Raw genomic sequence first — 17,292 nt, 5'->3', positions numbered from 1 at the left:
GCGACCGCGTCTATAGCCAGCCCTCGGCTCGCGCCCACACGGCGGTTTCATCCAAAGACCGCACTACTTTGGACAGTAGTTCGTCGATTTCGGCAATCGAAATTACCAATGGCGGCGCGACGAACAAGGTATCGCGCGTCGCCCGCATCACCAGCCCGTTGCGCGTGCAGTTATCCCGCATCCGCAGTCCCACCTCGCCGCGCGGCTCGAAAAACCGGCGGGAGCTCTTGTCGGGGACGAGTTCGATGGCCGCCAGGAGGCCCAGGGAGCGCGCTTCCCCCACCAAGGGATGCGCCGCCAGCTCGCGCCAGCGGGTTGCTAGATAGGGAGCGGCCTCCTCCCGCACCCGTTCGACCACCCGTTCGCGGCGGAAGATCTCGAGATTGGCGATGGCGACGGCGCAGGCGGCCGGGTGCCCGGAATAGGTGAATCCATGGAAAAACTCGCCCCCGCGCTCGATCAGCACGTCCGCCACGCGGTCCCCCACCATGAGCCCGCCGATGGGTAGATAGCCGCTGGACAGGGCCTTGGCCATGGTCATGAAGTCCGGGCGGGTGCCGTAGTGTTCGCAGCCAAACCACTGTCCCGTGCGCCCGAAACCGCAGATCACCTCGTCCGAGGCGAACAGGATTCCGTATTTGTCGACGATTCTCTGGATCTCGGGCCAGTAAGTCTCGGGAGGAATAACGAGACCACCCGCGCCCTGCACCGGTTCGCCGATGAATGCCGCGACGCGCTCGGGGCCGATCTCCAGGATCCTGGCCTCGAGCTCACGCGCGCACTTGAGCCCGAACTCGGCGGGTGACAGATCGCCGCCCTCGCCGAACCAGTACGGCTGATTTATGTGCACGATTCCGGGAACGGCACCATCGCGGCCCAATTGCTCGTGCATCGGCTTCATGCCGCCGAGCGAGGCGCCCGCGACCGTGCTGCCGTGGTAACCGTTCCAGCGCGAAATGATTACATTCCGCTCCGGCTGATCGAGCAGCTGCCAGTAGCGGCGCACGAGCCGCAGCAGCGTGTCGTTCGCCTCGCTGCCGGAGCCGGTATAGAACACGTGATTGAACTGCGGCGGCGTGACTTCCTTGAGGAGCCGTGCCAGCTCGATGGCCGGCGTCGTGCTGCTCTGGAAGAAGCTGTTGTAGTACGGCAGCTCCATCATCTGCCGGTACGCGGCATCCGCCAGCTCCTTGCGGCCGTAGCCGAGCGCCACGCACCACAGGCCCGACATGCCGTCGAGGATCTTGTCGCCTTCGGACGTATAGATGTAGACGCCGTCCGCCCGCGTGACGATGCGCGCGCCCTTGGCAGCGAGCTGTTTGTAGTCCGTGAACGGATGCAGGTAGTGGGCCGAGTCCAGGCTCTGCCATTCGCGGGTTGTCAGTACGGCCACGGGCGGTTTCCTAGACGTTCAACAGCAGATGCTCGCGTTCCCAGGAGCTGATCACCTGCAGGAACACTTCGTACTCGGCTTCCTTGACGATGGTGTACGCAGAGATGAACGGGTCGCCGAGGATCCGCACCAGCGGTTCGCACTCGCGCAGCTCGCGGATGGCGTCGTCGAGCGACCGCGGCAGCGAGAACGGCAGCAGGTGCGCCGAACCCGAGATGGGTTCGGAGGGCTGCAGTCCCTCGACCATGCCGAGGTAGCCGCAGGCGAGCGAGGTGGCGATCGCGATGTAGGGATTCGCATCGGCTCCCGCCAGGCGGTTTTCCACGCGGCGCGCCTCGGACTCGGAGGCCGGCACGCGCAGCCCGGCGGTGCGATTGTCATAACCCCACTGCACGTTGATCGGCGCGAGCTGGAAACGCGAGATGCGGCGGTACGAATTGACGTTCGGCGCCAGCAGGGCCATGGCCGCCGGCAGGTATTTCTGCAGGCCCGCGATATGCGAGAAGAACAACGGCGTCGGCGTGCCATCGGCGCTCGAGAAGATGTTCTTGCGCGTCTTGGTGTCCACGATGCTCTGGTGGATGTGCATCGCGCTGCCGGGCTCCTTCGCGTGCGGCTTGGCCATGAACGTCGCGTACATCTTGTGGCGCAGCGCCGCTTCGCGCGCGGTGCGCTTGAAGAGGAAGGCCTGATCGGCGAGATCGAGGGCGTTGCCATGCAGCAGGTTGATTTCCATCTGCGCCGCGCCGTCCTCGTGGATCAGCGTGTCGATCTCGATGTCCTGGTCTTCGCAGAACTGGTACATGTCGTCGAACAGCGGATCGAATTCGTTGACCGCGGCGATGCTGTAGCTCTGGCGGCCGGGTTCGGCGCGGCCCGAGCGGCCCACCGGTGGCTTGAGCGGATAGTCCGCGTCGATGTTGGGTTCGACCAGGTAGAACTCGAGCTCCGGCGCGACCACCGGTTCCCAGCCGCGCTGTGCGTACATCTCGAGGATGTGGCGCAACACGCCGCGCGGCGCCATGCCGACGCGCCGGCCGTCCGCATAGAAGCAGTCGTGGATCACCTGCGCGGTCGGCTCGGCCGCCCAGGGCACGCGCCGCACGGTGCGCGGGTCGGCCTTGAGGATGATGTCGATCTCGGCCGGGCTCATCGCCTTGTCGGTGTCGGGCGGGTAATCGCCGGTCACCGTCTGCAGGAAAATGCTTTCCGGCAGGCGCATGCCCTCTTCCTCGCCGAATTTCTCGGCGGGCATGATCTTGCCGCGCGCGATGCCGGCCATGTCCGGGATGATGGCCTCGACTTCGGAGATGCCGTGGTCGCGCAGGAACTGTCTGATTTCGTTTGCCATGGGCTCTATCCTGATTTTCCTGGCCTGATTTCTCGGCCTAACTAGTCTTTTTACGCGCCGCCTTGCCGAACTCGGCAAACAGCGCCTTCGAAAATTCGTTGCTCATCACCTTCCACTCGGGGTGCCACTGCACCGCGAGCGCAAAACTCGGGCTGCCCTTCACGCTGAAGGCTTCGATCAAACCGTCGGGCGCCCGCGCCTCGACAGCCAGATCCGGCGCGAGCACATCGACGCCCTGCGCGTGCAGCGAATTCACCTGCACGCGCTCCGTGCCGGCCAGCCGGCGCAACCACGAGCCCGGCTCGAGCGTCACTTCGTGCGCCGGGGCGTACTGCACGTCGAGCGGCTGTTCCTTGTCCTCGCGATGGTCGTTGAGCCCGGGCACTTCCTGCACGCGCTGGTGCAGCGTGCCGCCCATGGCGACGTTCATCTCCTGAAATCCGCGGCACACGCCGAACACCGGAATCCCGCTCGCCACCGCGCGCGGAATCAACGACAGCGTAGTCGCGTCGCGATGCGGGTCGTGCAATGTGCCCGGCACACTGGCCGGCCCAGCGTAACGCGCGGGCTCCACGTTCGACGGGCTGCCCGGGAAAAAAATACCGTCGACGCGCGCCAGGATCTCGGTGACGTCGAGCGGCGTTTCGAGCACCGGGATCAGCAGCGGCAGGCAGTCTGCCGCCTGTACGACCGCGGTGATGTACTTCTCGCCGACGGCATGAAACGGATGCGGCCCGATCATGCGTCTGTCCGCCGGGATGCCAATGACAGGTCTGCTTTTCATAAACACGACGCTTTCACGCGGATGGCCCTCATGGGCCGATACGTGCGCTGTCTATTATCTTTTACGGACTCGCACCTGCGGTCAGGGCGAGGGCGGTCATTAGACCACAGCCGGGGGTACGAAGGCTTGAGCCAATGCAGGCCGCGCTGCGGCCATTGCAGGCACTAAATCGGCCTCGCAGCCTGTTTGCCTGCCCTCCGGGGGCGGGCATATGCTGCGGCGCTTGGACGTCAGTCGGCGTCTAGAATAATAAACACTGGACCTCTCATGACCCGCGCCGCCGAATCGATGCTCGAGCGCTTTCTGGCCGATCACCCGGAGATCCGGTTCTTCGATGCCTTCGTCAACGACCTGAACACGATCGAGCGCGGCAAACGTATCGATCGGGCCGGCATTGCCGGCGTCTTCAAACGCGGCATGCCCCTGCCCGGCTCGATGTTCGCGCTCGACATCGAAGGGGGCACCGTCGAGGCATCGGGCCTGGGGTTCGCGGACGGCGACGCGGATCGCCCCTGCATGCCCATCCCCGGGACACTGGTACCGGTGCCGTGGGCCGCCGCGGATGGCGTCGCGCAGCTGCAGCTGACGATGCATGACCATGACGGCACGCCGTTCTTCGGCGATCCGCGCCACCTGTTGGCGGGCGTGCTCGGGCGTTTCACGCGGCTCGGCCTCACGCCCGTCGTGGCGATGGAATACGAGTTCTATCTGGTCGACGCGGAGCGCGACGCGCAGGGACAGCCGCAGCCGCCGCGCGGCCCGCTGACCGGCCGGCGCGAATACCGCACGCAGATCAACTCGATGACGGATCTCAACGAGTATTCGAACCTGCTGGCCGAGATCGACCGCGTGGCGCGCCTGCAGGACGTACCGGCCACCTCCGCGCTCGCCGAATACGGCCCCGGCCAGTACGAAGTGAACCTGCAGCACGCGCCCGATGCGCTGCGCGTCTGCGACGAGGCGTTGCGCTTCAAGCGCGTCGTCAAGAGCGTGGCGCGCGCGCACGGCTGCGAGGCGACGTTCCTGCCGAAACCCTATCGCGACATGGCCGGCAGCGGATTACACATCCACGTCAGCCTGCTCGACGCGGCTGGCAAGAACATTTTCGCCGCGGCGAATCCGCTCGACAGTCCGCGGCTGCGGCACGTGATCGCCGGCACGCTCGTGACACTCGCCGAAGGGATGGCTTTGTGCGCACCGGGACCGAACTCCTATCGGCGTTTCCGCAGTGAAGCGTACGTCCCGCTGCATCCCACCTGGTCGATCAACAATCGCGGTTCGGCGATTCGCGTCCCGGCCTCCGATCCGGACAACCTGCGAATCGAACACCGGCTCGCGGGCGCGGATGCGAACCCCTATCTCGTGCTCGCCTGGGTGCTGGCCGGCATGTTGCACGGGCTCGAACACGAGCTCGAACCACCCGCGGTACTCACCGGCAACGCCTACGTCCAGGATGGAGAACCGCTGCCTACGAACTGGTCGCAGGCCATCGAAAAATTTTCCACCAGCGAGTTCGCGCGCGCAGCGCTCGGCGCACCGTTCGTCAACCTCTTTTCGGTGGTGAAACGCGCCGAGATGGAAGAGTTCAATTCGTTCGTCACGCCGCTCGAGATCGCGCGTTACCTCGGGCCTCTTTGACGCCATGACCGCGGACGCCCGGAATTTCTACTATGCGTTGACGCCCGCGCCACCGCCGCACGCGCCGCTCGCGGGCGACCACACCTTCGATGTGTGCGTGGTCGGCGGCGGCATTTCCGGCGTTTCGGCCGCCCTGCACCTGGCGCAGCGCGGTCTGCGCGTGGCGCTGCTCGAAGCCAGACATGTCGGTTACGGCGGTTCCGGGCGCAGCGGCGGCCAATCGATCATGGGGTACGCCTGCGAGCAGTCCACGCTGGAAAAGGCGGTCGGCGCGGCCGACGCGCGCCGCATGTGGGATGTGTCCATCGAAGGCCTGCAGCTGCAACGCGAGCTGATCGCGAAACATTCGATCGACTGCGACTATGTGCCCGGCCACATGATTCTCGGGATGAAGCGCCGTCACGACGACACGCTGCGCGAGGAAGTCGAGACCCTGCGTTCGCGCTACGACTACCACAGCATCCGCTTGGTGGAACGTGAGGAATTGCGCACGTTGATCGCGAGCGATCGTTACACCAGCGCCCTGCACGATTCCAACGGCGGACACCTGCACCCCTACCGCTACACGCTCGGCCTGGCCCGCGCCGCGGCCGACGCCGGGGTCCGCATCTTCGAGAACTCCTGGGTCACGAAGCTCGACGTCTCCCAGAACGCCACCGCCGACAGCATCGTGCACACGGCGCATGGCAGCGTGCGCGCGCGGCACCTGGTGATCGCGGGAGGCGCCTTGTTAGGCCGGCTGGTGCCCTCGCTGGCGCGCAAACTGATGGATATCGGCACGTATGTCGCCGCCACGCAGCCGCTCGGCGCGCAGCGCGCGCGCGCGCTGATCGCCAACAACGCCGCGGCCGCCGACATGAACTGGATCCTCGACTACTTTCGCCTGTCGGCCGATCACCGGCTGCTGTTCGGCGGCCGCGTCAGTTATTCCGGCATCGAGGGTTTCGATTCCGCGCGTGTGCTGCGCAAACGCATCGCCAAGGTGTTTCCGCAACTCGACGACGTACGTATCGAATACGCTTGGGGCGGATTTCTCGACATCACGATGAATCGCGCGCCGCATTTCGGGCGTCTCGGGCCGAACGCGCTCTTCGTGCAGGGCTTGTCCGGGCATGGCATGGTCATCTCCGGCATGGCCGGCAAACTGGTGAGCGAAGTGGTCGCGGGCACCGCGGAGCGATTCGACATGTACGGCCGCATTCCGCACATGGATTTCCCCGGCGGCACCTACTTCCGGCGGCCCGCGCTGGTGCTGGCCATGCTCTGGTTCCGCATCCTGGACCTGCTTTGAGCGGCGCGGCCTTCGACTTCCACGTCTGGGTGTCGGCTTTGCCGGTGCTGGTGGTCGCGGCCACCCTCACCTGGCTGCTCTCGCTGCCGCTGCGCAACGTCGCCATCGTCGATTCGCTGTGGAGCCTGTTGTTCTTCGCGGCGGGCGTGATCTACGGCCTCGGTGCCGATCCGCGCGCGCCGCGGCTCGCGTTCGAGTTGTGGCTGCTCGCCATCTGGGCCGCGCGGCTGTCGTTCTACATCACGGCGCGCAACATCGGCAAAGGTGAGGATCACCGCTACCAGGAGATTCGCGCGCGCAACCAGCCCCGTTTCGCGCTCAAGAGTCTGTGGCTGGTGTTCTGGCTGCAGGCCTTGCTCGCCTGGGTCATCTCGCTGCCGCTGCTCGGGGCTTTCGCCAGCAATGCGCCGATCGGCTGGCTCGACTACGCCGGGATCTTCCTGTGGCTCACCGGCATGATTTTCGAAGCCGTCGGCGACCGGCAGCTGGCGCGGTTCAAGCGCGATCCGGTCAATGCCGGCAAGGTCATGGATCGGGGCCTGTGGCGCTACACCCGCCACCCTAACTACTTTGGCGAGTTCTGCATCTGGTGGGGCTTCTATCTCATCGCGCTGGCCGCCGGCGCCTGGTGGGCGATTGCCGGCCCGCTGCTGATGACCTTCCTGCTGCTGCGCGTTTCGGGTGTCTCGCTGCTGGAAAAGGACATCGGCAAACGGCGGCCGCAGTATGCCGACTACGTCTTGAAAACGAACGCATTTTTCCCCGGCCCGGCGCGGAAATAGCCTAAAGCGTGCCCTGTTATGGGCCGATAAAGCCGGGAGACAACCGGAGTCGGCACCAGGAAACAGCAGGGAATATCGTGATCGAACTGGATTCAACGCAGCGCGCGGCTCGTGCCCGTGAAGTGCGTCACGATGTCGTGGCGCAACTCACCGTGGGCATCCATGCGACGTTCCGGCTGCTGTTCGCGATCCAGTGGGTGGCCGCCGTCGCGCTCGCCTGGAGAACGGCGCTGCCCGGGGAGTCGAGCGTTGCCTTCACCTTCATCCTGGGCGGAATGTTGTGTGTACCGCCGATCCTGTTCGCCCGCGCCGCCCCGTACGCCTGGTGGTCGCGGCATTTCGTGGCGCTGTGCCAGATGGCCTGGTCGGCGCTGTTCATGTGGTTGCTCGAAGGCCGCCCCGAAGCGCAGTTCCACATGTTCGTGTCGCTCGCCTTCCTTGCTTTCTATCGCGATCGCATGGTGCTGGTGACCGCCACGCTGGCCGGCATCGCCTATCCTCTGATTCGCATCCTGTTGCTGCCCGACTCCTTTGCGATCGGAGCCACTGCCTGGTGGCGCGTCTTCGATCACTCCGTCTGGATCGCAGCCGAGGCGTTGATCCTCATGTTCGTCGTCTACCAGAACCTCAAGACCGTGCGCAATTTCGCGGACGTCATCGCCGACCTGCAGCTCACCAACGAACTGACGGCCGCGAACATGGACTCCCGCACCGCCGAGCTCAAACGCAGCCGCGAGCAGTACCGGCTGATCGCCGAGACGACGCGCGCCATTCCGTTCGAGCTCGATCTCGCCCACGGCCGCTTCACCTACGTGGGGCCGCAGGCCGAAAAGATGCTGGGCATTCCGGAGGCGAGCTGGAAGCAGAGCGGGTTCCTCGATGCGCTGTTGCCGCGCGAGCGTGAGGCGCAGGCGCGCCGCGAGCTCGACGAATGTGTGCCGGGCACGTTCGAGACCCTGTGCTCCGTGGTGACGGCTGACGATCGCGTCGTGGAGCTGCGCTGGACGATTTCCTGCGAGCTGGTCGACGACATGCGTTTTCTGCGCGGCCTGATGATCGACGTCACCGAAGCGCGCCACATGGTGCGCGAGCAGGCGCAGGGGCAGAAACTCGAATCCGTCGGCCGCATCGCCGCCGGCGTCGCGCACGAGATCAACACCTCCGTGCAATTCATCTCCGACAGCGTGCGATTCGTGCGCCACGCGTTGAAGGACGTGCCGCACGCCCTGGCCGATTACCGCGCGCTCGCTGCCGGCGCCCTGTCCGGCAAGGACGTGGTCGGCGCGGCCAAGAAGGCGCATGACACCGACGAAGCGGCCGACGTCGATTATTTCCTCGAGAACGCGCCCGACGCGCTGGACCGAGCGCTCGAAGGCATCGCGCGCGTCGGCTCGATCGTCAAATCGATGACCGAGTTCGCGCATCCGGATACGCGCAACATGGCCGACGTCGATCTGAACCGCGCCATCAAGACGACCCTCAACATGGCGCGCAACGAATACAAGACGGTCGCGGAAGTCGAAACGGATTTCGGCGAGATCCCGACCGTGCATTGCCACGCCGGCGACTTCAACCAGGTGGTGCTCAACCTGCTGCTCAACGCCGCGCACGCGATCGAAGAAGTGGTCGAAGGCACGAGCAAGAAGGGCCGCATCACGGTGCGCACCTGCACCATCGGAGACTTCGTCCAGGTCTCGATCGGCGACACCGGCGACGGCATCCCCGAAGCGGTGCGCAGTCGCATCTTCGAACCCTTCGTCACGACCAAGGAAGTCGGTCGTGGCACGGGCCAGGGTCTCGCGTTGTCGCGCGGGCTCGTGGTCGAGAAACTCAAAGGATCGCTTCACTTCGAAACCGAGACGGGCAAAGGGACGACGTTCTTCATCCGGCTACCCGTGTCGGATGCGGGCTCGACGGCCCTTTCTTCCCACCAAGAGACCACCCACAAGCAGGCTGCCGCATGACCTCGTTACACGTGTTATTCGTCGATGATGAACAGGCCATTCTCGATGGCCTGCGAAATTCCCTGCGCAAGGAACGCAAACGCTGGGAAATGACCTTCGCACTCGGCGGCCAACAGGCGCTCGAGGAGATGAAAAAGACTCCCGCGGACGTCGTCATCACCGACATGCGCATGCCGGGCATGGACGGCGCCGAACTGCTGCGTCATATCCAGCGCGACTTCCCGGCCGCGGCCCGCATCGTGTTGTCGGGCCAGGCCGAGCGTGAATCCATCATGCGCGCGCTGCCCGTCACGCATCAGTTCCTGCACAAGCCCTGCGACGGCGAAACGCTGCGCGCGGTGATCGAACAGACCCATGCGCTGCACAAGCTCATGCAGAACCCCGCGTTGACCGCGTTGGTGGGCAAACTCGAGCGGATTCCGGCCGTGCCGTCGACCTACAACGAACTGGCGCGGCTCGCCGCGGACCCGAAGGCCGACAGCGCGCAATTCACCAAGGTCATCGAGATGGATGCGGCGGTCTGCGCCAAGGTGCTGCAGCTGGTGAACTCCGCGTACTTCGGCCTGGGGCAGAAGATCGTCAGCATCCGGCCCGCGGTCACCTATCTCGGCGTCGAGATCATCAAGTCGCTGGTGCTCGGCAGCACCTCGTTCTCCGACAAGGCCATCAGCGAGGTCAAGGGGTTCTCTCCGGATCGCCTGCAACATCATTCGATGCTGACGGCCATCCTCGCCAAGAAGATCGTCTCGAACCCGGCACTGGCGGACGCGGCCTTCACCGCCGGCCTGCTGCACGACATCGGCGCGCTGGTGCTGCTGCACGCCGCCCCGCCCGATTACGTGCGCGCGCTGGAACGCAAGAAACAGCTCAACGGCGACAGCGCCACCGCCGAGCGCGAGATCTTCGGCGTCACACATGCCGAGGTCGGGGCCTATCTACTCGGGTTGTGGGGTATCCCGTTCCCGATCGTCGAGGCCGTGGCTTTCCATCACCGGCCGAACGATGTCGCCCCGGAATCGCGTGCGCTGGTGGCCGCGGTACACATCGCGAGCGGCCTGGTCGAGGAGATGACCGAGGCGGGCGCGCAGGCGCGCCCCGCCGGCGCCGGCATCGACAGCTCGGCGCGGATCGACGCCAGCTTCCTGCGCGAAGCGGGCCTCGAGGACGTATTCAAGAAGGGCCGCGTGGAAGCCGAGAAGCTGATCAGCAACCAGTCGGCGAACGGCTGATCGCCGGACGGTCCGCCAGCTACCAAGGTCTGATTGTCGGGCGGTCCGCGACCGCCTAGCATGTCGCCCTTCTTCCCCGGGGGCGACGATGCACATGGCTACTGGTACCGCAAGGATCGCGGCAATTGCACTGTCACTGGGCGCGGGGATCGCGGGCGCCCTGTTCCTCCCGCCCGATGCCGGCGCCGGCCGCGCGGGCCAGGACGGCGGCGCGGAACTTGCGGCCAATACCTTCCTGAAATCGCTGCCGGCGGACCTGCGCAAGCAGGCCGCCTACCCGCTCGATTCGCCCGAACGCACGCACTGGAATTTCGTGCCGATGACGCGCGGCGGTGTTTCGCTGCTGCAGCTCGACGACCGGCAGAGCGAGTTGTTAGGTCCGCTGCTCGCGACCGCGCTCGGTCCGGAAGGGCTGCTCGAAGCGCGCGGCGTGATGAAACACGAGAACATCCTGCGGCGCGTCGAAACCGAAGCCGGGGTGGCCGACGTCACCCGCCGCGATCCGGGCAACTACTACACGGCGGTGTTCGGCCAACCCTCGGGCGCGGCGCCCTGGGCGTGGCGTTTCGAGGGGCATCACCTTTCCATCAATGTCACGCAGCTGCCGGGGCAGGCGCCGATCGTCGCGCCGGTGTTCGTAGGCGCGAATCCGGCGCGCGTGTTGTCCGGTCCCCAGACCGGCTTCCGGTTGCTGGCGCAGGAAGAAGACCTCGGCCGTGAATTGATGACGAGCCTGTCCGCCGAAAAGCGCAAGGCCGCGATGATCCGCGACACGGCGTTTCCGGAGATCGTCTCGGGCAACGATCCGAAGGTCCGGCCGCTCGAACTCGAGGGCCTCGCCGCGGGGTCCATGTCGGACGCAGAAAAGGCGCAGTTGCGCACGTTGATAGAGCTCTACGTCGGGCGCGTGAATCCCGCGGCGGCCAAAGACGCGCTGGCGCGTCTCGATCGTGCGGGCTTCGACCAGGTGCGCTTTGGCTGGGCAGGCAGCATCGAGAGCGGCGAAAAACATTACTACCGCGTACATGGTCCAACGCTGCTGATCGAGTACGACAACACCCAGAACGACGCCAACCACATCCACACCGTGTATCGCGATCTCGATCGCGACTTCGGCGGCGATGTGTTGCGCGCTCATCTATCGCATCCATAGGCAAATTCGAATGGCCGCGCGCACGCGCGCTGGCTAGACTGCCCGCAATCGCGTGAGGAGAGACGACATGGCCAAGAAAAACACCGCCGCCCTGGTTCCGCATCAGGCCGCCCCGCTCATCGACATCGGCATCAAGGGCAAGGATCGCGAAAAGATCGTACAGAGCCTGTCGCGCGTGCTCGCCGACACCTACACGCTCTATCTCAAGACTCACAACTTCCACTGGAACGTGGAAGGCCCGATGTTCAACACGCTGCATCTCATGTTCATGGACCAGTACACCGAGCTGTGGAACGCGCTCGACCTGATCGCCGAACGCATCCGCGCGCTCGGGTATCCGGCGCCGGCGACCTACAAGGAATTCTCCAGGCTCACCTCGATCGAGGAGACCGAAGGTGTGCCCGAGGCGCTCGACATGGTGCGGTTGCTGGTGGCCGGCCATGAAGCGGTCACGCGCACGGCTCGCGCCGCGTTCCCGGGCGCGGAGAAGGCCGGTGATGAATCCAGCTGCGACCTGCTCACGCAGCGCTTGCAGATCCACGAGAAGACGGCCTGGATGTTGCGCAGCCTGCTGAAGTGAGCGGCGCGAAAGTCGTTGCAAACACGGCGGCCTTTTTGGCCGCCGTTTCATTTGGATACGCCGCGGCCTGCCTGGCCGCGCTGCTTTTCGCGGCGCCCGCTGGCGCCACCGACAAAGCGGCGAAACTGAAGGTGGCGCTCACCTTCGACGATCTGCCCATCAACGGCACGCTCGCCACGGGCTTCAAGCCATCGGACTACGCGCGCGACACCGTGGCGGTGCTGCGGAAACATCACATTCCGCCTTCGTACGGCTTCATCAACGCGGGGAAACTCGAGCGCGATCCCGACGGCGCCGTGGCGCTCAGGATCTGGGCGGCGGGCGGCAACCCCTTGGGCAACCACACCTACACCCACCTCGATCTCACCAAGAACAGCGCGGAAGATTTTCAGCGCGAAGTGCTGCGCAACGAGCCGGTGCTCGAGCTGCTGATGCCCGAGAGCGGCAAGAGCACGTGGCGCTGGTTCCGGTACCCGTACCTGCACGAAGGCGACACGCTCGAGAAGCGCCGCGCCGTCCGCGCATTCCTCGCGAGCAGCGGTTATCGCGTCGCCCAGACCACGCTCGACTGGGAGGACTACCAGTGGAACAGCGCGCACGCCGCGTGCGTGATGAAGAAGGACGAGAAGTCCATTGCCTGGCTGCGCGAAAGTTATCTCACGATCGCGAAGGAATACATACGTGTGCAGCGCGAACTCGCGCGCCAGGTGTTCGGCCGCGACATCAACCACGTGGTACTGCTGCACCTGGGCTCGTTCAGTTCGCACATCCTGCCGGGGCTGTTCAAACTACTCGATGACGAGGGTTTCGAGATCGTGACTCTCGAAGAGGCGCAAAGCGATCCGGCCTATGACTACGACCCGGATGTCGCGTCGAGACGAGGCGGCACGTTAACCGAGCTCGGCATGCAGGCAAAACAGATCCCCTGGCCCGCGATCTCCGACCAGCCGCGGGAGCGGCTCGCCAGCATTTGCCGGTAGGCGGTCGCCGGAAAGCAGGCCACCGCTGATCCCTACAGGGTCACCGGTTTACCCGTGGCGGCCGAATCGTAGACGGCCCTGACCAGTGCCACCGCCTTGCGTGCCTCCTTGCCTTCGATGAAGAACGGCCGCTTCTCCCGGATGCCGTCGATGAAGTCCTGGATCTGACGCAGGTGGCCTTCGTTCGTGATGGCCATGGGCGCGGCGGCGCCGGAACCCATCGAACCGCTTTCACGCGTGGCGCGCAATTTTTCATCGCCTGGCAACGCGACGCGGAATTCCCAGCTCGCGATGTCGTCATCCTCCATGACCGCCGAACCGTTCTCGCCGCAGATCTCGATGCGGCGCGAGAAGCCCGGCCACAGCGCGGTGCTGGCTTCGATCGTGCCGAATGCGCCGCTGCCGAACTTCAGCGCCGCCACACAGGTGTCTTCGGATTCGATCTTGTGAACGCGTTGCGTCGTCCACGCAAATACTTCCACCGGCATGCCGGCAAACCACTGCAGCAGATCGACGCCGTGGATCGCCTGGTTGATCAAAGCACCTCCGCCGTCTTCGGAGAGCTTTCCCTTCCATCCTGTGTAGTAGTCCGCGGTGCGGTTCCACTTCACGTAACAACTGGCCAGCACCATGCGGCCGAACCGGCCAGCATCCACTGCTGCCTTCAGGGCGCGCGCCGCGTCGCCGAAACGCGCCTGGAAAATGGAGCCGACGCGTACACCGGCCTTTTCCGCTTCGCGCAGGATGTGATCCGTGCCTTCGACCGTGGCGTCGAGCGGCTTCTCGATCATCAGGTGTTTACCGGCGCGGATCGCCTGCAACGCCGGCTCGAGATGCAGCGCGGACGGCGTGGTGATGCACACCGCGTCGAGGCCCGGTTGCCGGAGCAATTCGTTGACGTTGTCGCCCGCGAAGCCGATGCCGTGCAGCTGCGCGAATACCTCGGCGCTGACGCGCCGCCGGCTGACAACTCCAATCAGCCGGCCGCCCTTCGAGGCAGCCACGGCCTGCGCGTGGAAATTGGCGATGGCGCCGGCACCGATGAAACCGAATCCCAGGTTTTCCATGTTCAGTGAGCGTGCGCGACGGGGTCGTTCTTGTACACCGCGTCGCGGAACGCCTTGTGCAGCTTGATCTTGTCGAACGGGCGCATCTGCGTGAACAACACGGCGGCGACATGATTCTGGGGATCCGCCCAGAACAGCGTGCTCGCCGCGCCATCCCAGAAGAACTCTCCCACCGCGCCCGACGCCTCGGCGGCGTCCTTGGGCGGCGCGGTACGCACCGCGAAGTCGATGCCGAAGCCGACCGTCCCCTTCGAAGGCAGCCAGGATTTGTCGGTCACTTCCGCCGGCATCGCGTCGGTCGCCATCAGCTTCACGGTCTCGGGCTTGAGGATACGCGCGCGTCCTAACTTGCCGCCGTTCACGAGCATACGCGCGAACTTCATGTAGTCGTCGATGTTGGAGACGAAGCCATAACTGCCGGGTTTGAGCGGCCAGGCGGCGTTGTTGAACTTGTACGCCTCTTCTTCACCCTGGCGCGTGAAGCTGCCGTCCTCGTTGCGCGTGTAGATAGCCGCGAGGTTCGGCCGGTCCGCATCCGTCGGCAGGATGGTGTAACGGATCGTGGTCATGCCGAGCGGCTTGAAGATGTGCAGCTTCACGAATTCGTCGAACGGCACGCCCGACAGCTTCTGCACCAGGTAGGCCTGCACGTCGACCGAATCCGAATACAGCCAGCGCGTGCCGGGCTGGTAGGCCAGCGGCACCTGCCCGAGCTTCTGTGCGAACTCCGGCAGCGTATTCATGATGGCGCGCGGATCGATCTGCCGGTAGATAGCTCCCACCGCCGTGGTGTCGCCGTCGCCGGCGGTCAGACCCGCGGTATGACGCAGGATGTCGCGCACCGTCGGCTTGCGTTTCGGCGGTTCGTATTTCGGCTGGCCGGCGTCATCCAGGCCCGCGTACACGCGCAGATTGGCGAACTCCGGCGCGTAGACCTCGAGCGGCGCATCGAGCTCGAATTTGCCGCGCTCGTAGAGCTGCATCAGCGCGACGCCGGTGATCGCCTTGGTCATGGAGAAGATCTGCACGATCGTGTCGCGCGTGATCGGCTTGTGGTTCTCGCGATCCGCCAGGCCGAACGCACCGAAGTAGACCTCCTGGTCGTTCTGGAAGACGAGCCCCGAAACGCCGATGAGGGTCTGGTTGTCGATGAACGCCTTGAGCGCGGCGTCGATCGCCGCGGGTTCGATGACGAGCGGCACCGCTGGAACGGGTGCGGGCGCCGCGGCAGGCGCCGGCTTCGGCTTGGAGGCGGCGCTCGATGGCGCGCACCAGATCGCAATGGCTGCCGCAACGGCAACGGTGAACAATTTCATCGAACCCCCTTCACTGTTTGGCCGGACATCGCACGCGTTGCTTCGACAGGACGACATCGTCCCACCAAAGGTTCTGGTCGTTGGCGGAATCCGCGTACCGCTCGAGACCTAGATAGAGACTGTTGAACTTCGGCGGCGCCCGCCACTCGCCCTGCAGGTCGTTGCCGCGGCAGGCGCCGGCCGCGCGCGCGCGGCCTTTCACGTGGGCGACCTTGCGGCCGTCGAGCCAGAACTGCATTTCATCGGAGGCGACTTCCATGTGCCATTCGACGCAGGCCCAGCGGCCCACCGGAAGAGTGACGTTCGATTGCTGCTTGCAGTCGGTGGTGACGGGCGGAGTCGTTTCGAAGTTCGCCATGAGCTGCGTGCCGCCGCGCTGCTCGACGCCGAGGCGGTAGATGGAATTGTAGGTGTCGTCGGCCGAGCGGCCTTCGCCCTGCAACAGGGTCCAGTGCACCGGTGGCGCTCCGGGCAACGCAGCGGGCGCGGCGTCGAGCCACGTCATCGCGCGGCCGTACATGCCGGGCATGGCTTGTGGCACGGGAGTCTGGAGATGAATGGCGACATAGCCGCGGCGATACTTCGCGCCACGCGGGGTGAAGATATGCAGGGATTGCCTGCCGCTGAAGGCATGTTCGGAATCGACCTTGACCACGGCGCCGGATCGGTAGGTCTCTTCTTTCCAGGGGGCGCCGGGAATTTCGTTGGCCGGATGGGATTCGAAATCGTCGGAAAAGAGTGCGTCAGGCGGAGCGGCGGCGGCAACTCCGGAGAAAAAAACCCAGACAGTCGCGGCTGCGCAGAAAGTCTCCTTCACGGGTGCGCCACCGAGATGATGCGATAACACGTGTCGAGCGTCGGCATCGGGACATTGTGCTCGCGCGCCAGGCGTAGTGCGTGACCCAGCGTCTCTTCGTACTCGAGCCGGCTGCCGCGCAGTACGTCCTGCTGCGCGGACATGCGGTGCTCGGGCGAGGTGTCGTGGAATTTCTGTCCGATGCCACGAACGATCTCGATCGCGTCCGCGTCGCTGCCGTGCACGATGCTGGGCACTGGAAACGGTGGCATGTCGAGCAGATCTATCTGCAGCGCGGCGGCGAGCGCCGCGGCCTCCCGCACGATGCGGACGATCACCATCGCGCTACGTTCGTCGACGAGATATTTCCAGGTGATCTGCCGCGTCAGAACTGCAAGCGGGAACTGCGCTATCCAGCCCGCGTATTTCGACCATTCACGGGTACGAATATTCGACGCAGCCGTGCAACGCACACCGGCCGCATCGATGGCGGCCGCCAGTGCCTCGGCGCGCGGACTCACGCCGCCCTTCTCTTCGCCGATGTGCAGGCAGACGTTGCGCGTGAACTTCACTTCGCCGTTGGCGAGCAGCTCGCCGCTGAAATCCGCCATCGCGCCCAGCACACGCGAATAACCGAACACGCGCGCGAGCAATTCGTTCTTGAGCACGCCGTTCTGCACGGACAATGCGTTCTCGAGCCGCAGGTGTTTGAGCGAATCGAGCGCCTGCACGGAGTCGATGGCCTTGGTGGCGATGATCAACGTGCCGGTGTCGAGCAACTTCTTCGGATCGTCGATGACCTGCGGCCGCGCCTTGATATCCGACAGGCCGTTGAGCACCAGGCCCTGACGCTGCAGGGTGCGCGCGCGTTCGCCGCGCGCGATCATCACGACTTCATGGCCGGCGCGCGACAGGTGCGCACCGAGAATCGTGCCGAGCGCACCCGCGCCGAGGATGGCGAACTTCAT

The 17,292-nt window shown here is 65.2% G+C and carries 15 protein-coding genes; 8 read left to right on the top strand and 7 right to left on the bottom strand.

The window, feature by feature from the left end; genetic code table 11:
- Positions 1-10: 10 nt before the first annotated feature.
- The 3 genes from WDO72_16740 to WDO72_16730 are packed head-to-tail and all read right to left on the bottom strand — an operon-like array spanning position 11 to position 3,528.
- Positions 11-1,393: an aspartate aminotransferase family protein gene (locus tag WDO72_16740; GenBank protein ID MEJ0087321.1), complete on the bottom strand. Its 1,383-nt coding sequence runs from the start codon at positions 1,391-1,393 to the stop codon at positions 11-13.
- 10 nt (positions 1,394-1,403) lie between these two features.
- On the bottom strand, positions 1,404-2,744 hold the full coding sequence (locus WDO72_16735) for a glutamine synthetase family protein (GenBank protein ID MEJ0087320.1): 1,341 nt from the start codon (positions 2,742-2,744) through the stop codon (positions 1,404-1,406).
- A 37-nt stretch (positions 2,745-2,781) separates the two neighbouring features.
- Positions 2,782-3,528, bottom strand: a complete 747-nt coding sequence (locus WDO72_16730; protein MEJ0087319.1) for a gamma-glutamyl-gamma-aminobutyrate hydrolase family protein — start codon at positions 3,526-3,528, stop codon at positions 2,782-2,784.
- A 267-nt stretch (positions 3,529-3,795) separates the two neighbouring features.
- Between WDO72_16730 and WDO72_16725 the strand changes: the two genes are divergently transcribed.
- The 8 genes from WDO72_16725 to WDO72_16690 all read left to right on the top strand — a co-directional run bounded on the left by WDO72_16725 (position 3,796) and on the right by WDO72_16690 (position 13,145).
- The gene (locus tag WDO72_16725) at positions 3,796-5,166 is read left to right on the top strand and encodes a glutamine synthetase family protein (protein MEJ0087318.1); all 1,371 of its coding nucleotides are present in this window, start codon (positions 3,796-3,798) and stop codon (positions 5,164-5,166) included.
- A 4-nt stretch (positions 5,167-5,170) separates the two neighbouring features.
- Complete coding sequence (locus WDO72_16720; GenBank protein MEJ0087317.1) at positions 5,171-6,457, top strand: FAD-binding oxidoreductase; 1,287 nt, start codon at positions 5,171-5,173, stop codon at positions 6,455-6,457.
- 29 nt (positions 6,458-6,486) lie between these two features.
- Positions 6,487-7,239: a DUF1295 domain-containing protein gene (locus WDO72_16715; GenBank protein MEJ0087316.1), complete on the top strand. Its 753-nt coding sequence runs from the start codon at positions 6,487-6,489 to the stop codon at positions 7,237-7,239.
- A gap of 77 nt (positions 7,240-7,316) precedes the next feature.
- Complete coding sequence (locus WDO72_16710; protein ID MEJ0087315.1) at positions 7,317-9,203, top strand: ATP-binding protein; 1,887 nt, start codon at positions 7,317-7,319, stop codon at positions 9,201-9,203.
- Between the two features lie 11 nt (positions 9,204-9,214).
- Entirely contained in the window at positions 9,215-10,432 is a 1,218-nt protein-coding gene (locus WDO72_16705) for a response regulator (protein MEJ0087314.1), read from the top strand.
- A 94-nt stretch (positions 10,433-10,526) separates the two neighbouring features.
- Positions 10,527-11,585: a DUF3500 domain-containing protein gene (locus WDO72_16700; protein MEJ0087313.1), complete on the top strand. Its 1,059-nt coding sequence runs from the start codon at positions 10,527-10,529 to the stop codon at positions 11,583-11,585.
- Between the two features lie 67 nt (positions 11,586-11,652).
- Positions 11,653-12,165 (top strand): Dps family protein, encoded by a 513-nt coding sequence (locus WDO72_16695; protein MEJ0087312.1) that lies wholly within the window; start codon positions 11,653-11,655, stop codon positions 12,163-12,165.
- Positions 12,162-13,145 carry a polysaccharide deacetylase family protein gene (locus tag WDO72_16690; GenBank protein ID MEJ0087311.1) on the top strand — a complete coding sequence of 328 codons (984 nt, stop codon included), beginning with the start codon at positions 12,162-12,164 and terminating at the stop codon, positions 13,143-13,145. Before WDO72_16695 ends, WDO72_16690 begins: the two co-directional genes overlap by 4 nt.
- A gap of 32 nt (positions 13,146-13,177) precedes the next feature.
- On the opposite strand, the gene WDO72_16685 is transcribed toward WDO72_16690, so the two are convergent.
- Genes WDO72_16685 through WDO72_16670 form a run of 4 tightly spaced genes read right to left on the bottom strand, consistent with a single transcriptional unit; the run spans position 13,178 to position 17,292 of the window.
- Positions 13,178-14,212: a Gfo/Idh/MocA family oxidoreductase gene (locus WDO72_16685; GenBank protein MEJ0087310.1), complete on the bottom strand. Its 1,035-nt coding sequence runs from the start codon at positions 14,210-14,212 to the stop codon at positions 13,178-13,180.
- Positions 14,213-14,214: 2 nt separating this feature from the next.
- Positions 14,215-15,528, bottom strand: coding sequence for a serine hydrolase domain-containing protein (locus WDO72_16680; protein ID MEJ0087309.1), 1,314 nt, complete (start codon positions 15,526-15,528; stop codon positions 14,215-14,217).
- Between the two features lie 10 nt (positions 15,529-15,538).
- Positions 15,539-16,345, bottom strand: coding sequence for a hypothetical protein (locus WDO72_16675; GenBank protein MEJ0087308.1), 807 nt, complete (start codon positions 16,343-16,345; stop codon positions 15,539-15,541).
- Complete coding sequence (locus WDO72_16670; protein ID MEJ0087307.1) at positions 16,342-17,292, bottom strand: 2-dehydropantoate 2-reductase; 951 nt, start codon at positions 17,290-17,292, stop codon at positions 16,342-16,344. The genes WDO72_16675 and WDO72_16670 overlap by 4 nt, the downstream gene beginning before the upstream one ends.

Source organism: Pseudomonadota bacterium, assembly GCA_037200975.1.
In the GTDB taxonomy this organism is placed as follows: domain Bacteria; phylum Pseudomonadota; class Gammaproteobacteria; order Steroidobacterales; family Steroidobacteraceae; genus CADEED01.
The sequence above is the reverse complement of the archived record's forward strand: the minus strand, read 5'-3'. Positions and strand labels throughout refer to the sequence as shown.